Source organism: Actinoplanes sp. TBRC 11911 (assembly GCF_012933445.1).
Classification (GTDB): Bacteria; Actinomycetota; Actinomycetes; order Mycobacteriales; family Micromonosporaceae; genus Actinoplanes.
On sequence record NZ_JABBNC010000002.1, the window covers coordinates 240,878 to 261,967 of the forward strand.

Sequence of the window (21,090 nt, forward strand, 5' to 3'; positions counted from 1 at the left end):
GGGTGAGTTCGCCGTTTTCCGACCTTGATCGCCCGCCGCTCTCCGCGCGGGCGCTCGATCACGCGCTGGTCACCCCGGACGGGTTCTGGACCAGCATCGCCGTGCGCGCGCAGACCGGCTCGACAAACGCCGACGCCGCCGCCGAGGCCCGCGCCGGTGCGCCCGAGGGCCTCGTCGTGGTCGCCGAGGAACAGGTCGCCGGGCGCGGCCGCCGGGACCGCCAGTGGGTGTCGCCGCCCCGGGCCGGGCTGGCCGTCAGCGTTCTGCTGCGCCCGGGCCGCGCGAACGAGGAACGCGGCTGGCGTGCGGTGCCCGCCGGGGCGTACGGCTGGCTGCCCTTGCTGGCCGGGGTGGCCCTGCTGGAGGCGGTGGACCGGGTGGCCGAGGTGGACGACGCCGCCCTGAAATGGCCGAACGACCTGCTGGTGGGCGGCCGCAAATGCGCCGGGATCCTGGCCGAGGCGGTCGGTGACGCGGTGGTGATCGGCTTGGGCGTGAACGTGTCGACCCGGGCCGAGGAACTGCCCGAGACGACCGGCGTGCCGGCCACCTCGCTGCGGGTCGCCGGCGCGAAGACGACCGATCGTGACCCGCTGCTGCGGGCTCTGCTGCGCGGCGTCGCCTCCTGGTACGCGGGCTGGCGGGACGCGGACGCCGACGCGGAGATGTCCGGCCTGCTCGCGGCGTACCGGCGGCGTTGCTCGACGATCGGCCGCCCGGTGCGCGTGCTGCTGCCCGGCGGCGGCGCGCTGGAGGGCGAGGCGACCGAGGTGGACGGTCAAGGTCAGTTGGTCGTCCGGACGGCTGACGGCCTCACGCATCGTGTCTCGGCGGGTGACGTGCTGCACGTACGCTGACCGCGTGGCGTTTCCGGACGAGATTCTCGCGGACGAGGAAGAGGTCGTCCTCCACCTGCGTCCGCACTGGAAGACGGTGCTGCGGCCGGGTCTGCTCGTGCTGCTGGCGGTGGTCGTGACGGCGGTGGCCTGGGTGATGCTGCCGGGCAATCAGGGCGGCCGGATCGGGTTCGCGGTGGTCGCGCTGATCATGCTCTACCAGGGCATCCGGTACGGCGCCGTGCCGCTCGCGATCTGGCGGTCCACCCACTACGTGCTCACCGACGAGCGGATCCTGCTGCAGGACGGCGTGATCGCCCGTGAGCGCCGGGACCTTCCGCTGAACCGGGTGAACGATCACGTGGTCAGCCAGTCGCCGCTCGACCGGATCTTCGGGAGCGGGACGCTGACCATCGACTCGATCGGGGACCAGGCCGCCGTGCTCGTCTCGGTGCCCCGGGCCCAGCAGGTGCAGTCACTGCTCTACGAGCTGATCGAGGAGGACCGCCTGCGGCACCCCGAGGAGGACGAGGAGGAAGAAGAGGAGCCGGAGGTGCCGCAGCAGCGGCGCGGCATCTTCCGGCGGAAGGCGAAGCGACCCGCTAGCGGGTGACGCCCAGCTGCGCCTCTTCCTCGGCGCTCAGCTCGGCGAAGCCGGCCGCCGGGTCCAGGTCGGCGAGGTCGGCCTCGTGGCCGTCGACGGCGGGCTTGAGGAAGACGAACGTGCGGTACGCCCAGAAGCGGAACAACGTGGCGACGAGGATGCCGACCACGGTCACGCCCATGAAGGCGATCCCGTCGCGATCCTCGGTCAGGCCGAAGCCGTACTTTCCGACGGCGATGGCGCCCGACTGGATCAGCATGCCGATCAGGTTGAAGGTGAAGAACAGAACGTACTCACGACGCAACGCGGTGCGCGTGTGATTACGGTAAGTCCAATAGCGGTTCGCGAAATACGCCAGGGTGGTCGTGATGACCGTGGCGATGACGCTCGCCTTGACCGCGCCGATCGGCAGGGCAACCCAGGTGATCGCCATGTAGAGCAGCGTGTTTCCGGCGCCGATGATGCCGAACGCGATGGCTTCGGGGGCGACACGGCGCAGCCGTGCGGTCAGCGGAGTAGCTGAGGACATTGGGCTACCTTACGAGAGGATGGGCGATCACGCCGAGTCGCGTACGGGAGAGGACGGGGACGTCACACTGGCCGTCCGAAGCTCGGTGGGTTGACTCGCCGTTGCGGCGGGAAAAACGAATCGCCGGTATGACCAGAAGCGGAACAACGTGCCGAAGGCGGTGCCGATCAGCAGGCCCGAGATGTTGTCGGCGAGTGCGCTGGTGAACGCCGGCGAGATCCGGCCCAGGCCGTAGTGGCTGATCGCCAGGCAGGCCAGGCCGATACCGAGTCCGATCGCGTTCAGGACGAAGAACACCGTGTACTGCCGGGCCATGTTGCTGTGTTCCCGGTCCCGCCACGTCCAGAACCTGTTTCCGGCGAACGCGATCGTGGTGGCGATCACCGTGGAGATCGTCTTGGCGAACAGCGACTCCATGCCGGAGTGCAACAGAACGTTGAAGATCACAAAGTCGATCGCGAACGAGATGCCGCCGACCGTGCCGAACTTGCCGAGCTCCCGCACCAGCGCGCCGAGCCTGGTCCGCAGGCGGGAGCGCGGCTGCGTCGAGATCTCGGGCACGGTCCCGAGAGTACCGGGGGCAGTCACGTTCCGCTGTTTTCGTGCGCGAGTCTTAACCGGTGGTCCCGGCGTGGTGACGTTGGCGGTGCGGACGGTGACGAATGCCGTCAATCTCGCTGATTTCATCGAGTCTCGCCCGGCACTCGCCGCACCAGCCCAGGTGCAGGCGCATGCGGTTGGCGTCGCGCGGGGCCAGGCGCCCGCGCAGGTGCCCGCCCAGGCGATCCCCGGCCCAGCGGCACTCCGGATGATCCGCGACCGCGACATGCTGCTGGAGATACAGGCTGCGCAGGCCTTCGCGAGCCCGGTGCGCCAGGACGGCGACCGCGTTCGGCGTCATGCCGAGCATCCCGGCCACCTCGCTGGGTGAGTTGCCCTCGATCTCGGTGTGCCACAGCACGTCCCGCCAGCGCGCCGGGAGCTGCCGGAACGCGGCCGCGGCGTACGTGCGTTCCAGCCGGTCGAGCGCCGGATCGCTGTACGGCACACCCTCGTCGTACCGGGTCAGGTCGTCGGTGAACTCGAGCCTGCGGTCCCGCCGGGCGCCGTGGTAGCAGACGTGCCGCATGGTCGTGTGCAGGTACGCCCGGAAGGCGACCAGGGGACCGCGGCCGGCTCGTAGCGAGGCGAAAACCTTGGCGAACGTCTCGGCGACCAGGTCGTCGACGTCGGCCGGATCGCGCACCAGCCCCCAGGCGAGCCGGCGCGCGGCCGCCCGGTGGCGTTCGTACAACGTGCCGTACGCCGCCGAGTCGCCCGCTCGCACTGCGGTCAGCAGAGCGGTGTCCGAATCGGTCGTCATTCCTGCCTCCTGTGGCCGGGAGTAGAAGGAAGGCCCGATTCACTCAGTTTAGGGCTTTAAGTCCGTTTTGCGAAAGGTGTCGTAAGGGGGCCGTTCGGCCGATGTTGCGCGGAACTGCGAGGTAGGGCGAAGGATCGAACGTCTATGAGCACCAGCGCCGAGGATTGTGCGGTTCTCCACAGGAAAGGCCGATGAACTCACCGTGTCCGGGGCTTAGCCTGATGTGACTCCCGTGACCAAGGGCCGTGACCGACGGCCTGATGCGTCATTGGTCAGCGCCGACCGAAGGAGATCACATGACCCCATCCCCGACCTCCCACGCTCGACTGCTCCACTGGATCGACGAAGTAGCCGCCCTGACCACCCCCGACCGCATCGTCTGGTGCGACGGTTCCGAGACCGAGTGGGCCGGCATGACCGACGCCCTCGTCGAGTCCGGTGCCCTCGTCCGGCTCGATCCCGCCAAGAAGCCCAACTCGTTCTGGGCGCACACCGACCCGGGCGACGTGGCCCGCGTCGAGGAACGCACCTTCATCTGCTCGGTCGACGAGTCCGACGCCGGACCCACCAACAACTGGATGGCGCCGGCCGAGATGAAGGCGACCATGACCGAGCTCTACCGCGGCTGCATGCGCGGCCGGACCATGTACGTCGTCCCGTTCTGCATGGGCCCGCTGGACGCCCCGCAGCCCATGTTCGGCGTCGAGCTGACCGACAGCCCGTACGTGGTGGCCAGCATGCGCATCATGACCCGGATGGGCAGCGAGGTGCTGCGGGCGATGGGCGCCGACGCGGACTTCGTCCCGGCCCTGCACTCGGTCGGCGCGCCGCTGGACCCGGGCCAGGCCGACGTCGCCTGGCCGTGCAACGAGACGAAGTACATCTCGCACTTCCCGGAGACCCGCGAGATCTGGTCGTTCGGGTCCGGGTACGGCGGAAACTCGCTGCTCGGCAAGAAGTGCTACGCGCTGCGGATCGCCAGCGTGGCCGCCCGCGACGAGGGCTGGCTCGCCGAGCACATGCTGATCATGAAGCTGACCTCACCGGCGGGCGAGGTCCGCTACATCGCCGGGGCGTTCCCGTCGGCGTGCGGCAAGACCAACCTCGCGATGCTCGAACCGACCCTGCCCGGCTGGAAGGTCGAGACGATCGGCGACGACATCGCGTGGATGCGGTTCGGCGAGGACGGCCGGCTCTGGGCCACGAACCCGGAGTTCGGGCTGTTCGGCGTCGCCCCCGGCACCGATTACCACACCAACCCGAACGCGATGCGCACGCTGGCCCGGGGCAACTCGGTCTTCACGAACGTCGCCCGCACCGACGACGGCGACATCTGGTGGGAGGGCATGGGCGAGCCGCCGGCGCATCTGACGAGCTGGCGGAACGAAGACTGGACCCCGGCGGAGACGTCGCCGTCGAGCCACCCGAACAGCCGGTTCTGCACGCCGATCGAGCAGTGCCCGATCCTCGCCGACGAGTACCACGACCCGCGCGGCGTCCCGATCGACGCGATCCTGTTCGGCGGCCGCCGCAAGACGACGGTTCCGCTGGTCACCGAGGCACGCGACTGGGTGCACGGCGTCTACATGGGCGCCACGCTCTCGTCCGAGACCACTGCGGCGGCGGTCGGCCAGGTCGGTGTGGTGCGCCGCGACCCGATGGCGATGCTGCCGTTCATCGGCTACCACGCCGGCGACTACTTCCAGCACTGGATCGACATGGCCAAGGGTGCGTCCGGCGACGCCGCCAAACTGCCGAAGATCTACTACGTGAACTGGTTCCGGCGCGGCGACGACGGCCGTTTCCTCTGGCCCGGCTTCGGCGAGAACAGCCGCGTGCTCAAGTGGATCATCGAGCGCCTGGACGGCAAGGGCGAGGCGGTCGAGACCCCGATCGGCCACGTGCCGACACCGGGAGCGATCGACCTGACCGGCCTGGACATCAGCGCCGCCGACATCGAGTCCGTGCTCCGCGTCGACAACGGCGAGTGGCTGGCCGAGTTACCCCAGGTCACCGAGTGGTTCAGCAAGTTCGGCGACAAGCTCCCGGCGGTGCTCTGGGCCGAGCTGGACGCGCTCAAAGCACGCCTGGCGTAGTCATTTCGCCTCGCTTCGCCTCGGCTCATACCCGTGGTGAAGCGAGGCGGCTCTCTCCCGCGCCTCCAGATGTACGCCTCGCCGTCAACCCGCCGTAGCAGGATCGGCTCGGACCGGTCTGTCGAGCTACGGTTCGCTCCGTGACGCTCGAACGTTACGACGTCGTTGTCGTCGGCGCGGGCCCGGCCGGTTCGGCGGCGGCGATCGCCGCGCGCCTGTCCGGTGCGCGTGTCCTGCTGCTCGACCGCGCCGATTTCCCCCGCGACAAGGCCTGCGGCGACGGCATCGCGGCCGACGCGATCGACGTCCTCACCCGGATGGGCGTGCACGGCATCACCGAGGGATATCCCGCGATCGAGCGACTCCGGCTCGTCGGCCCCGGCGGCGCGCAGGTCTCCCGGCGGCTGCCGCGAGTCGCGTACACGATCCCGCGCCGCGTTTTCGACGCGCGACTGGTCGAGGCGGCCGTCGCCGAGGGCGCGGACCTCAAACGGCACACGGTCCGCCGCCTGTTCGACCCCGGTGGCGGCGTCGAGATCGACGGGCGGTTCCACGCGGGTGTCCTGATCGGTGCGGACGGCGCCGGTTCGGTGGTGCGCCGCGCCCTCGGCATCGCGCCCAACCCGCCCGGTCACCTCGCTGTCGCGATCCGTGGCTACGTCCCGACGAGCAACACCGGCGAGCAGATCATCGTCACCACGAGACGGCGCTGGCCCGCGTACGCCTGGGAGTTCCCGATCGGCGACGGCACCGCGAACGTCGGTTACGGCGAGGTGTTGCGTGGTGTCCCGCTGTCCCGGGCGTACCTGCTGGAGCGCCTGAAGACCCTGCTGCCCGGCGCCGAACCGCAAAGCCTGCGCGGGCACCACCTGCCGTTGTCCACCCGGCGCCCGCCGCCGGCCCAGGGCCGGGTGTTGCTGGCCGGTGACGCTCTGTCGCTGATCAACCCGTTCACCGGCGAGGGCATCTTCTACGCCGTGCTCTCCGGTGCGCTCGCCGGCACCGCGGCCGCGCTGGGCCCGGAACGCGCCGCCCCGAGCTATCGAGCCGCGCTCACCCGTCGGCTGGGCCGCCATCTGCGGCACTCCGGCGTCGCCGCGCTGCTGTCCCGGCAGCCCAGGGTCGTGGATGCCGCGGTGGAGGCGGCCGCGCGCGATGCCACGGTGTTCGACCGGATGGTGGACCTCGGCCTCGGCGACGGGGTTTTTGATCTTCGCACGATCGGGCGCATCATCTCGCGGATAGGACACCGTGACCCGGCCGCAACCTGACCGGCACCCGAAGAGGGCTACTGTTTGTCGCGATGAGTCTGCGGTCCCTCGTGTATTCGGTGTATGAACGTCGGCTGGCCGGCAAGCTGGTCGGCAAGCCCGTACCCCAGCATGTCGGCGTCATGTGCGACGGAAATCGGCGCTGGGCACGGGAAATGGGCTTCGTCGACCCCAACGACGGTCACCGTGTCGGTGCCGCCCGGGTCAAGGAGCTGCTCACCTGGTGTGACCAGGCGGGCATCAAACACGTGACGCTTTATCTTCTGGCGACCGACAACCTGCGTCGCCCGGCGGCCGAACTGGACCCGCTGCTGAGGATCATCGAAGACCTCGCCACCGAGCTCGCCGAGGACGCGAACCCCTGGCGGCTGCGCATGGTCGGCGCGCTCGACGTGCTTCCCACGGCCACCGCGACCGCGCTGAAGGCGGCCCGCGAGAAGACCCGTGGCCGCACCGGCGGCGTCGAGGTCAACATGGCCGTCGGGTACGGAGGCCGGCGCGAGATCACCGACGCGGTCCGTTCGCTGCTGCACGAGCACGCGGCGGCCGGCGGCACACTTGAGGAACTGGCCGAGGTTCTCGACGTCGACCACATCGCCGAGCACCTCTACACCGCCGGGCAGCCAGACCCCGACCTGGTCATCCGCACCAGCGGCGAGCAGCGTCTGTCCGGCTTCCTGCTCTGGCAGTCGGCGTTCTCGGAGTTCTACTTCCACGACGCCAACTGGCCGGACTTCCGCCGCATCGACTTCCTGCGGGCGCTGCGCTCGTACGCCTCGAGGCAGCGCCGCTTCGGCGCTTAAAAGCGTTTCAGGCCCTCGGCGAGGAACTCGGCGACCGCGTCGGGGGAGGCCAGCGTCAGATCCGCGGCGCCGGCCACCTCGGCGCCGGTCTCCGGGTTGGCGACCGCGACGGCCATGCCGAAGAACTCCGGGTCGACGGCCTCGCGGGCGCGCAGCGCGTCGAACGCCTTGATGTCGGACATGTCGTCGCCGAAATACCACGCGCAGCCCGCGTTGCGGACGCCCTCGGTGATGACCATGCCCTTGTCCTGATCGACCGGTGGCTTGAGCTCGACCACCATGCGGCCGCCCTGGATCCGTAGCCCGAGGCGTTCCGCCTGCTCGTGCGCCCAGCGCTCGACCGTGCCGGCCTGCTGCGGGTCGGTGCGGTAGTGCAGAGCCACGGACAGCCTCTTGTACTCCACCAGGATGGAGTCGGGCAGCTCGGTGCGTGCCCGTTCGGCCAGGCCGTCCATGGCCGGAACCCAGGGCAGCGCCGCCGGTTCGGTGACGACCTCGCCGTTGTGCCACACCTCCAGGCCGTACAGCCCGTACAGATCGACCCGTTCGAGCGAGGCGAACCGCGATCGCAGGAAGCTGACCGGCCGGGCGGACACGATGGCCACCCGGCGGACCGCGCTCGCGAGCTGCTCGAGAACGCCCGGGACGCCGGGCGCGGGCTGCGACGCGTCCGGGTCGTCGGTGACGGGCGAGAGCACGCCGTCGAAGTCGAAGAAGAAGGTGGTCTCGGCCGCCCGCGTGACCGTGAAGGCCCAGGCGTCGTCGATGCTCAGCGGATGGTGCGGACGCGGAGTCTGTGCCACAGCGTCAGATTACCCGGCAGCCAGAAGGTTGCGAGTTGCGGAATTCACTGCGCGCCCGTTTTTGCGTACTACCGGTAGCAGGTTTTGACCGCTAGCGTTCAAGTCATGGCGCGGGGTCATCCCGGGCCAGCCGGCCGGCCCGGACCTGCGACAAGTGCGCCACAGGGCCCCGCAATCCGACCCTGTGCACGTGACGGGCGCCGGAGGAGGCGGACCGCGGGCGAACCGGGTTGCACGCCCGCTGGAGCAGGCCTGTGACATCTAGCCCATCTGACGCCGGCATCCCCCACGAGCCGGTCGCCAAAGTGTCCTCCACCAGCAGCCGTGCTACTTCCCGGCGCCGTACCCGGGATCGCCACGCGGACGCAGAACCGGCCCCTATGGGCCGGATTTTTGTTTTGGACACCTCGGTCCTGCTGTCCGACCCGGCGGCGTTCCGCCGGTTCACCGACCACGAGGTGGTGATCCCACTGGTGGTCATCTCCGAACTGGAGGGCAAGCGTCACCATCCCGAGCTGGGCTGGTTCGCGCGGCAGTCGCTGCGCATGCTCGACGAACTGCGGATCAAGCACGGCCGGCTGGACCAGCCGGTGCTGTGCAACGACGAGGGCGGCACCCTGCGGGTGGAGCTCAACCATGTCGACCAGAGCGTGCTGCCGGCCGGTTTCCGCAACGACGCCAACGACACCCGCATCCTCTCGGTAGCGCTCGGGCTCGCCGCCGAGGGGCGCGACGTCACGCTGGTCAGCAAGGACATGCCGCTGCGGGTCAAGGCGGCCTCGGTGGGGCTCGCGGCCGACGAGTACCGCCACGGCCAGGCCAGCGACCCCACCTGGACCGGCATGGCCGATCTGACTCTGTCCGAGGAGCAGGTCAGCTCGCTCTACGGCGGCGAGGAGCTGGAGCTCGACGAGGTGGAGACCCTGCCGACGCACACCGGTCTGGTCGTCCACTCGCCGCGCGGCTCCGCGCTGGCCCGGGTGAACCCGGACAAGACGGTGCGCCTGGTGCGCGGCGACCGGGAGGCGTTCGGACTGCACGGGCGATCCGCCGAGCAGCGTGTCGCGCTCGACCTGCTGCTGGACGACTCGATCGGCATCGTGTCGCTGGGCGGCCGGGCCGGCACCGGCAAGTCGGCGCTGGCGTTGTGCGCGGGCCTGGAGGCGACGATGGAGCGCAACCGCCACAAGAAGGTGGTGGTGTTCCGTCCCCTCTACGCGGTCGGCGGCCAGGAGCTGGGCTACCTGCCCGGCAGCGAGTCGGAGAAGATGTCGCCCTGGGCGCAGGCCGTCTTCGACACGCTCGGCTCGGTGGTGCACCCCAACGTGATGGAGGAGGTCATGGCGCGCGGGCTGCTCGAGGTGCTGCCGCTGACCCACATCCGGGGCCGGAGCCTGCACGACGCGTTCGTCATCGTCGACGAGGCGCAGTCGCTGGAACGCAACGTGCTGCTCACCGTTCTCTCCCGTATCGGCCAGGGCTCGCGGGTGGTGCTGACCCACGACGTGGCCCAGCGGGACAACCTGCGGGTGGGCCGGCACGACGGCGTCACCGCGGTGATCGAGGCGCTGAAGGGACACCCGATCTTCGCGCACGTGACCCTGACCCGATCCGAGCGGTCGCCGATCGCCGAAGTGGTCACCGATCTGCTGGAGGACATCCCCCTATGAGGTGACGCTTTTTCGCCCGGTTCACGCTGAATAGTCCTGTGATCAAAGTCACAAGACGGCGCCGTCGTTTCACATCCACTTCACCTTGCGCAAGGGTGTCTGGCGAGCGCCAAGCGTGGCCAACATCGTCGGGATCGACGGTGGGCCACCGCCCCGATCGGGAGATCGAGGCCCGGCCCACCGCGGTCGCGGTGCTCGCGGCACGTACCACCCGCCGTTTCCCCCGGTGGCGGACGTGCCGCGTCATTGCCCCCGACGAAGGGATCCTTCGTGAATCGGCTCTGGAGCCGGAGCATTCGAGTGACCTCGGTAGGCCTGCTGTTGGCGGGCGCGGCCGGCGGTATCTATCTCGGACAGGGCCGGGAAGTCCAGCAGCAGAACGCGGAAGCCACACTTGTCGTCCAGGCTGACGTCAACGACATGCAGTTGCTGAAGCAACACGCCGCGCAACATGCCGCCACCCGCGCGTGGCAGCGAAAGGCCGAAGGGGACGCTGCCGAGAAGGCGGCCTCCGAGGTCAAGAGCGCGGCCGCCAAGGCGCACACGCTCGAGACGAAGGTCGTCGAGCAGAAGCAGGCCGCCGAGGACGCCAAGAAGGCCGCCGAGCAGAAGGCCAAAGAGGAGCAGGAGCAAAAGGAGTCCGGAAAGTCCGGTGTGTCCGTCGGACCGATTCCCAGTTCCTGCAACGAATACTCGGGCAACCGCCAGATCGGTTGCACCCTGATGCTCAAGGCCGGCTTCGGCATCGACCAGTTCCCCTGTTTGGACAAACTGTTCAACAAGGAGAGCGGCTGGAACCAGCACGCCGAGAACCGCGGTTCCGGCGCGTACGGGATCCCGCAGGCCTTGCCGGGCAGCAAGATGGCCAAGTTCGGTGACGACTGGGAAGACAACGCGGCCACGCAGGTCGCCTGGGGACTGGACTACATCGAGGGCCGGTACAACGACCCTTGTGGAGCCTGGGACCACTCGGAAAGCACCGGCTGGTACTAAGTAGACATTCCGGAATCGGTCGCGCGGCGTTCGGCCGCGCGACCCTTTTCGTCGTGATCAAATGTCCATATGGTCCGAAATGTCGTCTCGCTGGTCGTGATCGGCGTGCTGGCCGTGCCGGCCGCCGTCGCCCGTCCGGCGAGTGCGGCGCACGGCGTCCGCCCGATCATCGGCGGGTCGGTGGCGCCCGAGGGTAAGTTCCCGTGGGCGGTGCGGCTGTCCATGGGCTGCGGCGGCGCCCTCACCGCACCGCGGGTCGTGCTCACCGCGGGGCACTGCGTGGACGGCACCGGCGAGACGAAGACCATCAGTGTCGTCGCGGGCGTGTCGGACCTGAAATCGCCGCAGGCCGTCACCGCGCACTCGGAACGGGTCATCCGCGCGGACGGGTTCGAGACCGAGACCCGCGGCGACGACTGGGCCGTCATCCGGCTCGACCATCCCCTGGGCCTGCCGACATTGCCCCTTGCCATGGAGATGTCGGAGAAAAGCACGTACGTGGTGATGGGCTGGGGCCAGATACGCGAGGACTCGCTGAAACAGGAACGGCGGCTGCACTTCGCGGACGTGCCGATCGTGCCGGACGGTAACTGTGCGGTGGCGTACCGGAAAGCGGGGGTGAAGCTCGTCGCCGACGACTCGGTCTGCGCCGGGAGCCCCACGGCCGACACGTGCCAGGGTGACAGCGGCGGCCCGATGGTCGGCCGCGACGTGCTGGGCGACTGGGTGCAGGTGGGCATCACGAGCTGGGGGCTGGGCTGCGCCCGCGACGGCTACCCGGGCGTCTACACCCAGATCACCAAGTTCCGCGCCGACATCACCGCGGCTACCAAAAAGCTGAGTGAACCCCGGTGAGCTGGCCGGGGTCGCTCCTGGCTGGGACTATCGGACTATGAGCTACCGCTTGCCCCAGGCCCGCGACGAGGCGGCGGCCAAGTTCGGCACGGACGCGTTCTATGCGTCCCTCGGCCGCGCGTTCGTCACCATGTGCGCCGTGATCCCGGTGCTCTTCCTCATCGAAGTGATCGACGTCGGCGTCGGCGCCGGCCGGCTGGACACGGCCGGCGGGATCATCCCGCACCACATCAGCGGCCTGGACGGCGTGCTGTTCAGCCCGTTCCTGCACGCCGGCTGGGACCACCTGTACGGCAACGCGGTCCCGCTCATCCTGGTCGGCACGTTCGCGCTGGCCGGTGGCGTACGCCGGTTCATCTGGTCGACGTTCGTCATCATGCTGGTCAGCGGCCTCGGCGTCTGGTTCATCGGCGACCCGAACAGCGTGGTGGTGGGCGCGAGCGGCGTCATCTTCGGTTACCTGGGCCTGCTGTTCGCCCGCGGCTTCGTCGAGCGCAGCTGGTGGAACCTGGGCGTGGCCGCGTTCATCGGCCTTCTGTACTGGTACCAGCTCTACAACATCCTCCCGACCGACCAGCCGATCTCCTGGCAGGGCCACCTGCTCGGCCTGGCCGGCGGCGTCATCGCCGCGATCCTGTTCCGCCGCAAGCGCCCCAAGTCGCAGCCTGCAACGCTGAACACCGGACTGCCAACCCTTTAGCCGTACGCCCGAGCGAGGAGCCCCCGGGGCCTCGCCCAGCCGGATCTTCAGGGGTTGGTGTACATCGAACTGGACAGCCGTGGCGGTTGGAAGAGTGACCTTGCCCGCGAGCTGAATTCGGCCGGGTTCAAGGTCGACTGGTCTGCGCTAGGGCGTTTCTAGATCCAGGTCATGTGCGCGTGCGAGGGCCCATCACGAAAAGCGTCAACCTCGGGTTCCCACGGCCGATCGCCCGCCTTCGCCTCGGGCAGGTGTGGCTCGAGCAGGACGTCGAGGCGTGGATCGCCGCGCATCGCGCGTACCTCAACGAGCCCGAGGACGAGGCCTAGCCCTCTACCGTCAGCAGGACTTTGCCGCGGAACTGGCCGGCGCTGCCTGCGGTGTGGACGGTGGCTATCTCGGTGAACGGGTAGCGCGCCGAGACGTCCAGACGCAGGGCGCCCTTGTCTACGGCCAGGGCCAAGTCGGTCAGGCGGGGCACGTCGGTCTCGACCCGGAAGGTTTCCCACCCGATGCCGCGGGACTCGTCGCCCGCCAGCTCCATCGGCACCGTGCTGACCGCTCGGCCGCCGTCGGCCACCAAGCGGGCCAACGGGCCGATCTCGGCGGGACTGGCGGCCACCATGTTGACCAGCAGGTCGACGGGCGTGGTCACCGCGGAGGGCACCGGGGTCGCCGTGTAGTCGATGATCTCGTCGGCGCCGAGCGACCGCACGGCTGAGGCGCTGCGCGGTGAGGCCGTCGCCACCACGTAGGCGCCGGCGTTCTTCGCCAACCGGACGGCCATGCCGCCGACGGCACCGCCGGCGCCGTTGAGCAGCACCCGCATGCCCGGCGCGAGATGGCCCAGCGCCTGGTCGGCCGTCAGCGCGGCGACCGGTAACGCGGCGGCGTCGGCCAGCGGCACCGTGGCCGGGGCCGGGGCCAGGAACGCCGTGGAGACCACCGCGAACTCGGCCGCGCCGCCGCCGACCGGGAGCGGCAGCAGCGCGATCACCCGGGAACCCACTTCATGATCCGGTACGCCCGTGCCGGCAAGCACGACCGTTCCGGACAGCTCCATGCCCGGCGTGTAGGGGAACGCAGGCGGGATGAACGCGGCCATCGCACCCGCGCGGAACCGGGCGTCCACCGGGTTGAACGTCGTCGCCGCCACCCGCACCAGGACCTCGCCGGGACCCGGAACGGGCTGCGGCACCTCCTCGATCCGCAGGACGTCGACGTCGCCGTACTCGTGAATCCGCACTGCCTTCATGATTCAACCTCCGGTGAGAACATGCTTCGAATTCGGAGCAAGCTGTGAGACACGAGCGTAGAACTGCTTCGAATTCGATGCAAGTAGAATGAGGGGCATGCGAGGTGACGAGCGTCTCGATGCGGAGCAGCTCGCTGCTTACTTCACGCTCAGCGAGGTCGGCAGCCTGCTGGAGCAAGCGGTGACCCAGCAGCTGCGCGACGAGGGCGACCTCAGTCCGATCCAGTTCAAGATCCTGGCGGGGCTGGACGCGACCCCGGGCGGCGCGCAGCGCATGACCGACATCGCGGACCGGATCGTCTACAGCCGCAGCGGGTTCAGCTATCAGGCCGGCCAGCTCGAGCAACGTGGGCTCATCGCGCGCAGCCCGGCCAAGGACGACGAGCGGAGCACGCTGATTCATCTCACCGACGCCGGGCGCGACCTGCTCAACCGGGTCATGCCCGAGCACGTGGCCCTGGTCAAGCGGCTGCTCTTCGACGCGATGCCGCCCACCGGTATGCAGGATCTGCAACGGGCGCTCGGGCCGGTGCGTGACCGGCTCCGCGAGGCGCCGCCGCGGTCGGCCCGGCCGCGCGCCCGGCAGGTATATAAAAAGCAGCCGCCGGAGGCTTCGCCGTAGCATTCAGCGCATGACTGATACGGGAAAGCGCGGCCTTCCCGAGAAGCCGTCCCTGGACGGCCTCGAGGAGAAGTGGGCGCGACGCTGGCAGGAGGAAGGCACGTATGCGTTCGACCGCTCGAAGGAGCGCGCGGATGTATACGCGATCGACACCCCGCCGCCGACCGTATCCGGCGAGCTGCACATGGGCCACGTCTTCTCGTACACGCACACCGACACCGTCGCCCGGTTCCAGCGCATGCGGGGGAAGACCGTCTTCTACCCGATGGGCTGGGACGACAACGGGCTGCCGACCGAGCGCCGTGTCCAAAATGTGCATGGCGTCCGATGCGACCCGAGCCTTCCGTACGACCCGAAGTGGCAGCCGCCGGCCAAGGCGGGCAAAGAGACGGTGAGCGTCTCCCGGCGCAACTTCGTCGAACTGTGCAGCACGATGACCGTCGAGGACGAGAAGGCGTTCGAGGCGTTGTGGCGCCAGCTCGGGCTGTCGGTTGACTGGGACCGGACGTACACCACGATCGGCCGTCGATCCCAGGCCGTGTCGCAGCGCGCCTTTCTGCGGAATCTCGCGCGCGGGGAGGCGTACGCGGCAGAGGCCCCGACCCTCTGGGACATCGGCTTCCACACCGCCGTCGCGCAGGCCGAGCTGGAGGATCGGGAACGCCCCGGGGCGTACCACAAGCTGCGGTTTCATGGCCCGGACGGCCCGGTCGAGGTGGACACCACCCGGCCGGAACTGCTGCCCGCCTGCGTCGCGCTGGTCTTCCACCCGGGCGACGAGCGATACCAGCACCTTTTGGGCCGTACGGTCCGGACGCCGCTGTTCGACGTCGAGGTGCCGGTCTACGAGCACCCGCTCGCGGCGGTCGACAAGGGCACCGGCATCGCGATGGTCTGCACCTTCGGTGACCTGACCGACGTCACTTGGTGGCGCGACCTCGACCTGCAGACCCGGGTGGTGCTGGGACGCGACGGCCGGTTCCTGCCGGACGCCCCGAAGGACGTCCCGGTCGCGGCCTATCAGGAGGTCGCCGGGCTGACCGTGAACGGAGCGCGCCGCGAGATCGTCCAGCTCCTCAAGGACGCGGGTGATCTGATCGGGGAACCGACGCCGGTCATGCATCCGGTCAAGTTCTACGAGAAGGGCGCGTCGCCGCTGGAGATCGTCACCAGCCGGCAGTGGTTCATCCGCAACGGCGGGCGGGAGCCGGAGCTGCGCGAGCGGATGCTGGCCCGCGGTGCCGAGCTGCGCTGGATTCCGGAGCACATGAAGCACCGGTACGACCATTGGGTCAACGGGCTGACCGGCGACTGGCTGATCAGCCGGCAGCGGTTCTTCGGGGTGCCGTTCCCGATCTGGTACCGGCTCGACGACGCTGGCGAGCCGGACTACGACCAGCTTCTCATACCGGACGAATCGGCACTGCCGGTCGACCCGTCCTCGGAGTGTCCGCCGGGCTTCGACGAGTCGCAGCGCGGCGTCCCGGGCGGCTTCGCGGCCGACCCGGACGTGATGGACACGTGGGCCACCTCCTCGTTAACTCCGCAGATCGTCAGCGGCTGGGAGGAGGACGAGGATCTCTACCGTCGGGTCTTCCCGATGGACCTGCGCCCGCAGGGTCAGGAGATCATCCGGACCTGGCTGTTCGCCACGGTGCTGCGCGCCGATCTGGAGAGCGGCGTGCTGCCCTGGCAGACCGCCATCCTGTCCGGCTGGATCCTCGATCCGGACCGCAAGAAGATGTCGAAGTCCAAGGGCAACGTGGTCACCCCGATGGATCTGCTGGTCCAGAGCGGTTCGGACGCGGTCCGCTATTGGGCCGCGAGTGGGCGGCCGGGTGCCGACCTGGCCTTCGACGCGGCGCAGATCAAGGTGGGCCGGCGGCTCGCCACGAAGATCCTCAACGCGTCGAAGTTCGCGCTGGGACTGGGCGCGGCCGACGCGCTGAATCTGCCGGTGACCGAGCCGCTCGACAAGGCGATGCTGGCCCGGCTGGACGAGGTCGTCACCAAGGCGACCGAGGCGTTCAAGCGCTACGACCACACCGACGCGTTGCAGGGCACCGAGACGTTCTTCTGGACGTTCTGCGACGACTACATCGAGCTGGTCAAGGAGCGGGCGTACGCGCAGGGCCCGGCGGGTGACTCGGCTCGGGCGGCGCTGGCCACCGGACTTTCGGTGCTGATGCGGTTGTTCGCACCCTTTGTCCCGTACGTGACGGAAGAAGTTTGGTCCTGGTGGCAGGATGGCTCGGTGCATCGGGCGCCTTGGCCGGCCAGGGATGAGCTGCCTGAAAGTGGCGATCCCGAGCTGCTCGATCTCGCGGGTGACGCGTTGCGGCAGGTCCGGCGGGCCAAGTCGGACCGGAAGCTGTCGATGAAGGCGGACGTTCCGCTGGCCGAGGCGCTCGGCCCGGCGGCGGTGCTGGAACGGCTCTCGCTGATCGAGGGCGATCTCAAGGCGGCCGGGCGGATCGGCAAGCTCGACAAGCTGCCGGACCGGTCGCCCGAGCTGGTCATCACGTCGGCGTTCTGACCGGCCCTCCGGCTTCGGCAAAACGCCGGAGCCGGGGGCCACCGGCAGGCAGCATGAAAGCATGCCGATCGCGCCTGAGCAGGTCGAGGCCCCCGCGAAAGATGCCGTGCTGTTCCGGTCGTCCCCGGTACGCACGTTCGTCGCGCTCTTTCTGCTCCTGATGCTCTCGTTCGGCATCGTCTCGCCGATCGTCGCGTTCGCCGCCGGCGGCACCGGAAACCCGTGGTGGCAAACCGCGTTGCAGGCCGCTTGCATCGCCGGCGTCGCTTCGGCCGCGTACGCCTATTCCACGCGCGCCTCACTCACCACGTGGGTGCGCGTGTCCACCGGCGGGCTGGAACTGGCGGCCCAGGAGAGCGACCCGATCCTGCTCGCGTGGCCGGACATCGCCCACGTGACGGTGCGGCGGGTGGGGCTGCGCAACGTGCTGGACGTGGCCCCGGTCGACCTGGATCGGGTGCATCCCGTCCAGGGCGAGGGCGTCGGCTGGCCCACGATGACCGACACGCCACACGGGCCGGCCTTCACCGCGGATCTGAGCGAGGTCTGGCCCGGCCCCCGGCGGCTGCGCCGGGAGCTGGCCAAACACCTCACCTCGGACTAGAAATCGCCGCCGAAGTCGCCGCCGCCGAAGTCGCCGCCGCCCCAGTCGCCACCGCCGCCGCCGAAGTCACCGGCGTTGTCGCCGCCGTTGAAGTCGCCGTTGTTGAAGTCCTGCGCGGCGTCCTGATAACCGTCCTGGTAGCCGCTGTCGAAACCGGTGTCACCGAACCCCGGCGAGAACAGGGCGTCGAACAGCAGCAGGCCACCGAGCGCGCCGGCGCCGGCGCCGAGAGCGGTCTTCCAGACTGGCGTCGAATACCACCCCGCGGGCACCGGACGGCCCTGCACCCGGCCGCCCGGGTAGTAATACGGGGTGTCGGCGCCGGGCTGCGGGCCGGCCTTGTAGTGCTGGCCCTCCACGGTGACCTCGCGCTCGCGGGTGAGCTGGCCGGTGCCCGCCTGGCTGGCGAGCGCGGGCAGTTCGGGACCCGGGTCGATGCCCATGGCCGTGCGGGCGGCCCGGACATACTGAAGGCCCTCGAGCGCGGACTCGCGGGCCAACTCGTACTGCCGGACGGAGTTGGCCGACTGCAGCTGGCCGCCGGCCGCGTTATATCTCTCACCGGCGTCGGCGAGGGCCTGCTGCACGGCCGGCTCGGAGCCATGCAGATTCGTCACTTGACCGCCGAGCCGCTCATACCACCGCTGGGCCTCGGCGCGAGCGTCCTCCAGGCGGGTGCGCTGGGCGCCGGCCCCGCCGCGACGCATCAGGACGATCACGAGGAGGACGACGATCACGATGCCCAGAATTAGGAACGCGCTCATATTCTAACGGTACCCTTACGTTTCTTGTCGGACCCATCTGGCAATCTGCCGGATGTGACCGTTTCGACCTTGGCCGTGGTGCTCCTCTGTCTGGCGGTCGGGGCCGCCCTCGGCTGGCTGGTCGCTCGATTGCGGGCGGCGACCGACATTGCCCGGCTCGAGGCGACCGTGCAGGCCCATCGTGAGGGCGAGGAGCGGCTGGAGCAGTCGCTGCGCGCCCTGTCCTACGAGTCGACCGCCCAGTCCCAGGAGGCGGTGGCCCGCGCGATCGCCCCGCTGCACGAGACGCTGCAGCGCTACGAGCGGCGGGTGACCGAGCTCGAACGCGAGCGCGTCGACGCGTACGCGGAGCTCCGGGAGCAGGTCCGGGGCATGAGCGCGGTCTCGGGCGAGCTGCGCACCGAGACGAAACAGCTGGTCGCGGCGCTGCGCGCGCCGCAGGTGCGGGGCCGCTGGGGCGAGCATCAGCTGCGCCGGGTGGTGGAGGCGGCGGGGCTGCTCGAGCATTGCGATTTCGCCGAGCAGGTCACGGCCGCGACCGACGACCAGACCGTACGCCCGGACCTCGTGGTCCGGCTGCACGGCGGCCGCACGATCGTCGTCGACGCGAAGGCACCGCTGGAGGGATACCTCGCCGCCATGGAGGCCCGCGACGAGCGCAGCCGGGACGCGAGCCTCGACCAGCACGCCCGGCACCTGCGGGCGCACGTGGACGCGCTGGCCGCGAAGGAGTATTGGACGGCGTTCCCGCCCTCCCCCGACTTCGTGGTGCTGTTCGTGCCGGCCGACCCGTTCCTGGACGCGGCGCTGCGGCACGACCCGACGCTGATGGAGCACGCGTTCCGGCGCAACGTCGTGCTGGCCACCCCGTCGACGCTGATCGCGATGCTGCGCACGGTGGCGTACTCGTGGCGTCAGGAGGAGCTGGCCCGCAACGCGGTGGCCGTGCACGCGCTGGCCCGCGAGCTGTACGGGCGGCTGGCCACGGTCGGGGAGCACGTGGGCCGGCTCGGCACCGCGCTGGGGGGAGCCGTCACGGCGTACAACAGGGCGGTGGGGTCGTTGGAGTCGCGGGTGCTGGTGAGCGCGCGCAAGCTGGCCGAGATGGGCGTCTCGGACGAGCCGATCCCGGTGCCGCCGCAGGTGGAGGTGGCCCCCCGGCAGCCGCAGGCCCCCGAACTCGCCTAGCCGCGGGCAGCCGCCTTCATGTCGCGGCGGAGCTCGGACGGCAGCGAGAAAGTGAGGCGCTCCTCGACCGTCTTGTACTCGGTGACCTCGCCGAAGCCGCGCTGCGCCAGGTGGGTGAGCACGTCCATCACCAGGTCGTCGGGGACGCTCGCGCCGGACGTGACGCCGACCGTGGCCGCGCCGTCCAGCCACTCGTCGCGGATCTCGGACGCGTAGTCGATCAGGTGGCCGGCGCGCGACCCGGCGTCCAGCGCGACCTCGACCAGGCGCACCGAGTTCGACGAGTTCTTCGAGCCGACGACGAGCACCACGTCGCAGTCGGGCGCGATCTCCTTGACCACCTGCTGGCGGTTCTGCGTGGCGTAGCAGATGTCGTCGCTGGGCGGCGACTGCAGCAACGGCAGCTTGGTCTTGAGCCGGTTGACCGTCTCCATCGTCTCGTCGACGGACAGCGTGGTCTGCGACAGCCACACCACCTTCGACGGGTCGCGGACGACGACCTGGTCGACCGCGTCGGGGCCGTCCACCAGCTGAATGTTCTGCGGCGCCTCGCCCGAGGTGCCGACGACCTCTTCGTGCCCCTCGTGACCGATGAGCAGAATGTCGTAATCGTCCGCGGCGAACCGCTTCGCCTCCTGGTGCACCTTGGTGACCAGCGGGCAGGTCGCGTCGATCGCCTTGAGGTTGCGCTGCCTGGCCTGCTCGTGCACCTCGGGCGCGACACCGTGCGCGGAGAACACCACTGTCGATCCCTCGGGGACCTCCTCGTTCTCCTCCACGAAGATCGCGCCGCGCGCCTCGAGCGTGGTCACCACGTACTTGTTGTGCACGATCTGCTTACGGACGTAGACCGGAGCGCCGTACAGCTTCAGCGCCTCCTCGACGGTCTGCACCGCACGGTCGACGCCGGCGCAGTATCCGCGCGGCTTGGCCAGCAACACACGCTTACGAGCATCGGTCACGTTGCCATGTTACCGACCATGGCGAACCGCCCTCGCGCCCCGGAACCCCGCTCGCCGGAGGGGGATAAGTCGGTTTCGCCCCGAACATCGGGCATTTGCCGAGATACTCGGACGCATGCAGGAGGCACCCCCGATGTCGGTCGGCTCGACGGTCCGGCTGGTCCTCGGCTGGGCGTTCGCCGCACTCGGCGTCCTCAATCTCTCGATGGGCGTGGCCGGCGGCGGATACCTGCTCTTCCACGTGGTGCTGCTGGTCACGGCCGTGGCGCTGATGGGCTTCGGACGCATCCGCCGGCAGCCGGGCCGGATCGCGTGGCTGGCCGCCGGGGCGGTGCCCCTGCTCGGTCTGGTGCTGAGCACGCTGCCCGCCATCGACGCGGGGTGCTGCCTGCGCGATCGGCCGGGCCGGCATGGCTTCCCGTTCACCATGTACGCCTCGGGGCGCGTCGACGCCGTACTCCTGGTGTCCGATCTTGTCTTCTGGTCGTCCGTCGGATTCCTCGTACTCACCGCCCTCACGCTGCTGCGCCCTCCGTTATCGCCGCCGGCCGCCACGAATCCCACTCACGCGGAGGGACGCGCCACCGAGGTCCCGGCGCCGCGCGACGAAAGTGTCGGGGGTCTTCCGTAGGCTTG

22 protein-coding genes are annotated in these 21,090 nt (G+C 69.6%); 15 read left to right on the forward strand and 7 right to left on the reverse strand.

Annotation, left to right across the window (positions count from 1 at the left end; translation table 11 throughout):
* Nucleotides 1–2: 2 nt before the first annotated feature.
* Together HH310_RS04140 and HH310_RS04145 are read left to right on the forward strand one after the other, a co-directional pair.
* Nucleotides 3–857: a biotin--[acetyl-CoA-carboxylase] ligase gene (locus HH310_RS04140; RefSeq protein ID WP_169174025.1), complete on the forward strand. Its 855-nt coding sequence runs from the start codon at nucleotides 3–5 to the stop codon at nucleotides 855–857.
* A gap of 4 nt (nucleotides 858–861) precedes the next feature.
* The gene (locus HH310_RS04145) at nucleotides 862–1,449 is read left to right on the forward strand and encodes a PH domain-containing protein (RefSeq protein ID WP_169174026.1); all 588 of its coding nucleotides are present in this window, start codon (nucleotides 862–864) and stop codon (nucleotides 1,447–1,449) included.
* Here HH310_RS04145 and HH310_RS04150 read toward each other — a convergent pair.
* Genes HH310_RS04150 through HH310_RS44705 form a run of 3 tightly spaced genes read right to left on the reverse strand, consistent with a single transcriptional unit; the run spans nucleotide 1,439 to nucleotide 3,332 of the window.
* Entirely contained in the window at nucleotides 1,439–1,969 is a 531-nt protein-coding gene (locus HH310_RS04150; RefSeq protein ID WP_169174027.1) for a GtrA family protein, read from the reverse strand. The genes HH310_RS04145 and HH310_RS04150 overlap by 11 nt on opposite strands.
* A gap of 27 nt (nucleotides 1,970–1,996) precedes the next feature.
* Nucleotides 1,997–2,530 (reverse strand): GtrA family protein, encoded by a 534-nt coding sequence (locus HH310_RS04155; RefSeq protein ID WP_312033821.1) that lies wholly within the window; start codon nucleotides 2,528–2,530, stop codon nucleotides 1,997–1,999.
* A gap of 52 nt (nucleotides 2,531–2,582) precedes the next feature.
* Nucleotides 2,583–3,332 (reverse strand): sigma-70 family RNA polymerase sigma factor, encoded by a 750-nt coding sequence (locus HH310_RS44705; protein ID WP_169174029.1) that lies wholly within the window; start codon nucleotides 3,330–3,332, stop codon nucleotides 2,583–2,585.
* Between the two features lie 296 nt (nucleotides 3,333–3,628).
* Between HH310_RS44705 and HH310_RS04165 the strand changes: the two genes are divergently transcribed.
* From HH310_RS04165 to HH310_RS04175, 3 genes are all read left to right on the forward strand, one after another.
* Nucleotides 3,629–5,428, forward strand: coding sequence for a phosphoenolpyruvate carboxykinase (GTP) (locus HH310_RS04165; protein WP_169174030.1), 1,800 nt, complete (start codon nucleotides 3,629–3,631; stop codon nucleotides 5,426–5,428).
* Between the two features lie 140 nt (nucleotides 5,429–5,568).
* Nucleotides 5,569–6,699, forward strand: a complete 1,131-nt coding sequence (locus tag HH310_RS04170) for an NAD(P)/FAD-dependent oxidoreductase (protein WP_169174031.1) — start codon at nucleotides 5,569–5,571, stop codon at nucleotides 6,697–6,699.
* A gap of 32 nt (nucleotides 6,700–6,731) precedes the next feature.
* Nucleotides 6,732–7,502 carry an isoprenyl transferase gene (locus tag HH310_RS04175; protein ID WP_169174032.1) on the forward strand — a complete coding sequence of 257 codons (771 nt, stop codon included), beginning with the start codon at nucleotides 6,732–6,734 and terminating at the stop codon, nucleotides 7,500–7,502.
* On the opposite strand, the gene otsB is transcribed toward HH310_RS04175, so the two are convergent.
* The gene (otsB, locus tag HH310_RS04180) at nucleotides 7,499–8,305 is read right to left on the reverse strand and encodes a trehalose-phosphatase (RefSeq protein WP_169174033.1); all 807 of its coding nucleotides are present in this window, start codon (nucleotides 8,303–8,305) and stop codon (nucleotides 7,499–7,501) included. The genes HH310_RS04175 and otsB overlap by 4 nt on opposite strands.
* A 254-nt stretch (nucleotides 8,306–8,559) precedes the next feature.
* On the opposite strand from otsB, the gene HH310_RS04185 reads away from it, so the two are divergent.
* The 5 genes from HH310_RS04185 (at nucleotide 8,560) to HH310_RS04205 (ending at nucleotide 12,852) form a co-directional block, all read left to right on the forward strand.
* Nucleotides 8,560–9,975 (forward strand): PhoH family protein, encoded by a 1,416-nt coding sequence (locus HH310_RS04185; protein ID WP_169174034.1) that lies wholly within the window; start codon nucleotides 8,560–8,562, stop codon nucleotides 9,973–9,975.
* Nucleotides 9,976–10,245: 270 nt separating this feature from the next.
* Nucleotides 10,246–10,968 (forward strand): lytic transglycosylase domain-containing protein, encoded by a 723-nt coding sequence (locus HH310_RS04190; RefSeq protein WP_169174035.1) that lies wholly within the window; start codon nucleotides 10,246–10,248, stop codon nucleotides 10,966–10,968.
* 69 nt (nucleotides 10,969–11,037) lie between these two features.
* Nucleotides 11,038–11,823: a trypsin-like serine protease gene (locus tag HH310_RS04195; protein ID WP_169174036.1), complete on the forward strand. Its 786-nt coding sequence runs from the start codon at nucleotides 11,038–11,040 to the stop codon at nucleotides 11,821–11,823.
* A gap of 37 nt (nucleotides 11,824–11,860) precedes the next feature.
* Complete coding sequence (locus HH310_RS04200) at nucleotides 11,861–12,523, forward strand: rhomboid family intramembrane serine protease (protein WP_169174037.1); 663 nt, start codon at nucleotides 11,861–11,863, stop codon at nucleotides 12,521–12,523.
* A 179-nt stretch (nucleotides 12,524–12,702) separates the two neighbouring features.
* The gene (locus HH310_RS04205; protein WP_169173831.1) at nucleotides 12,703–12,852 is read left to right on the forward strand and encodes a hypothetical protein; all 150 of its coding nucleotides are present in this window, start codon (nucleotides 12,703–12,705) and stop codon (nucleotides 12,850–12,852) included.
* Here HH310_RS04205 and HH310_RS04210 read toward each other — a convergent pair.
* Nucleotides 12,849–13,778, reverse strand: coding sequence for an NADP-dependent oxidoreductase (locus HH310_RS04210; RefSeq protein WP_169174038.1), 930 nt, complete (start codon nucleotides 13,776–13,778; stop codon nucleotides 12,849–12,851). The two genes, HH310_RS04205 and HH310_RS04210, sit on opposite strands and share 4 nt — an antisense overlap.
* A gap of 97 nt (nucleotides 13,779–13,875) precedes the next feature.
* On the opposite strand from HH310_RS04210, the gene HH310_RS04215 reads away from it, so the two are divergent.
* From HH310_RS04215 to HH310_RS04225, 3 genes are all read left to right on the forward strand, one after another.
* The gene (locus HH310_RS04215; protein WP_169174039.1) at nucleotides 13,876–14,400 is read left to right on the forward strand and encodes a MarR family winged helix-turn-helix transcriptional regulator; all 525 of its coding nucleotides are present in this window, start codon (nucleotides 13,876–13,878) and stop codon (nucleotides 14,398–14,400) included.
* Nucleotides 14,401–14,410: 10 nt separating this feature from the next.
* Nucleotides 14,411–16,936, forward strand: coding sequence for a valine--tRNA ligase (gene valS / locus HH310_RS04220; RefSeq protein ID WP_169174040.1), 2,526 nt, complete (start codon nucleotides 14,411–14,413; stop codon nucleotides 16,934–16,936).
* Nucleotides 16,937–16,997: 61 nt separating this feature from the next.
* Nucleotides 16,998–17,540, forward strand: coding sequence for a hypothetical protein (locus HH310_RS04225; RefSeq protein WP_169174041.1), 543 nt, complete (start codon nucleotides 16,998–17,000; stop codon nucleotides 17,538–17,540).
* Here the strand turns inward: HH310_RS04225 and HH310_RS04230 are convergent.
* Nucleotides 17,537–18,304 (reverse strand): hypothetical protein, encoded by a 768-nt coding sequence (locus tag HH310_RS04230; protein WP_169174042.1) that lies wholly within the window; start codon nucleotides 18,302–18,304, stop codon nucleotides 17,537–17,539. The two genes, HH310_RS04225 and HH310_RS04230, sit on opposite strands and share 4 nt — an antisense overlap.
* 54 nt (nucleotides 18,305–18,358) lie before the next feature.
* Between HH310_RS04230 and HH310_RS04235 the strand changes: the two genes are divergently transcribed.
* On the forward strand, nucleotides 18,359–19,492 hold the full coding sequence (locus tag HH310_RS04235) for a DNA recombination protein RmuC (RefSeq protein ID WP_169174043.1): 1,134 nt from the start codon (nucleotides 18,359–18,361) through the stop codon (nucleotides 19,490–19,492).
* On the opposite strand, the gene HH310_RS04240 is transcribed toward HH310_RS04235, so the two are convergent.
* Complete coding sequence (locus tag HH310_RS04240; RefSeq protein ID WP_169174044.1) at nucleotides 19,489–20,454, reverse strand: 4-hydroxy-3-methylbut-2-enyl diphosphate reductase; 966 nt, start codon at nucleotides 20,452–20,454, stop codon at nucleotides 19,489–19,491. The two genes, HH310_RS04235 and HH310_RS04240, sit on opposite strands and share 4 nt — an antisense overlap.
* A 115-nt stretch (nucleotides 20,455–20,569) precedes the next feature.
* Between HH310_RS04240 and HH310_RS04245 the strand changes: the two genes are divergently transcribed.
* Entirely contained in the window at nucleotides 20,570–21,085 is a 516-nt protein-coding gene (locus HH310_RS04245) for a hypothetical protein (RefSeq protein WP_169174045.1), read from the forward strand.
* Nucleotides 21,086–21,090 lie beyond the last annotated feature (5 nt).

What these genes read in the sequence shown, in the direction of transcription:
- HH310_RS04150 (WP_169174027.1), bottom strand. Translation starts at nt 1,969, where the DNA reads ATGTCCTCAGCTACTCCGCTGACCGCACGGCTGCGCCGTGTCGCCCCC.
- HH310_RS44705 (WP_169174029.1), bottom strand. Translation starts at nt 3,332, where the DNA reads ATGACGACCGATTCGGACACCGCTCTGCTGACCGCAGTGCGAGCGGGC.
- HH310_RS04165 (WP_169174030.1), top strand. Translation starts at nt 3,629, where the DNA reads ATGACCCCATCCCCGACCTCCCACGCTCGACTGCTCCACTGGATCGAC.
- HH310_RS04175 (WP_169174032.1), top strand. Translation starts at nt 6,732, where the DNA reads ATGAGTCTGCGGTCCCTCGTGTATTCGGTGTATGAACGTCGGCTGGCC.
- HH310_RS04195 (WP_169174036.1), top strand. Translation starts at nt 11,038, where the DNA reads ATGGTCCGAAATGTCGTCTCGCTGGTCGTGATCGGCGTGCTGGCCGTG.
- HH310_RS04200 (WP_169174037.1), top strand. Translation starts at nt 11,861, where the DNA reads ATGAGCTACCGCTTGCCCCAGGCCCGCGACGAGGCGGCGGCCAAGTTC.
- HH310_RS04210 (WP_169174038.1), bottom strand. Translation starts at nt 13,778, where the DNA reads ATGAAGGCAGTGCGGATTCACGAGTACGGCGACGTCGACGTCCTGCGG.
- HH310_RS04215 (WP_169174039.1), top strand. Translation starts at nt 13,876, where the DNA reads ATGCGAGGTGACGAGCGTCTCGATGCGGAGCAGCTCGCTGCTTACTTC.
- valS (WP_169174040.1), top strand. Translation starts at nt 14,411, where the DNA reads ATGACTGATACGGGAAAGCGCGGCCTTCCCGAGAAGCCGTCCCTGGAC.
- HH310_RS04225 (WP_169174041.1), top strand. Translation starts at nt 16,998, where the DNA reads ATGCCGATCGCGCCTGAGCAGGTCGAGGCCCCCGCGAAAGATGCCGTG.
- HH310_RS04230 (WP_169174042.1), bottom strand. Translation starts at nt 18,304, where the DNA reads ATGAGCGCGTTCCTAATTCTGGGCATCGTGATCGTCGTCCTCCTCGTG.
- HH310_RS04245 (WP_169174045.1), top strand. Translation starts at nt 20,570, where the DNA reads ATGCAGGAGGCACCCCCGATGTCGGTCGGCTCGACGGTCCGGCTGGTC.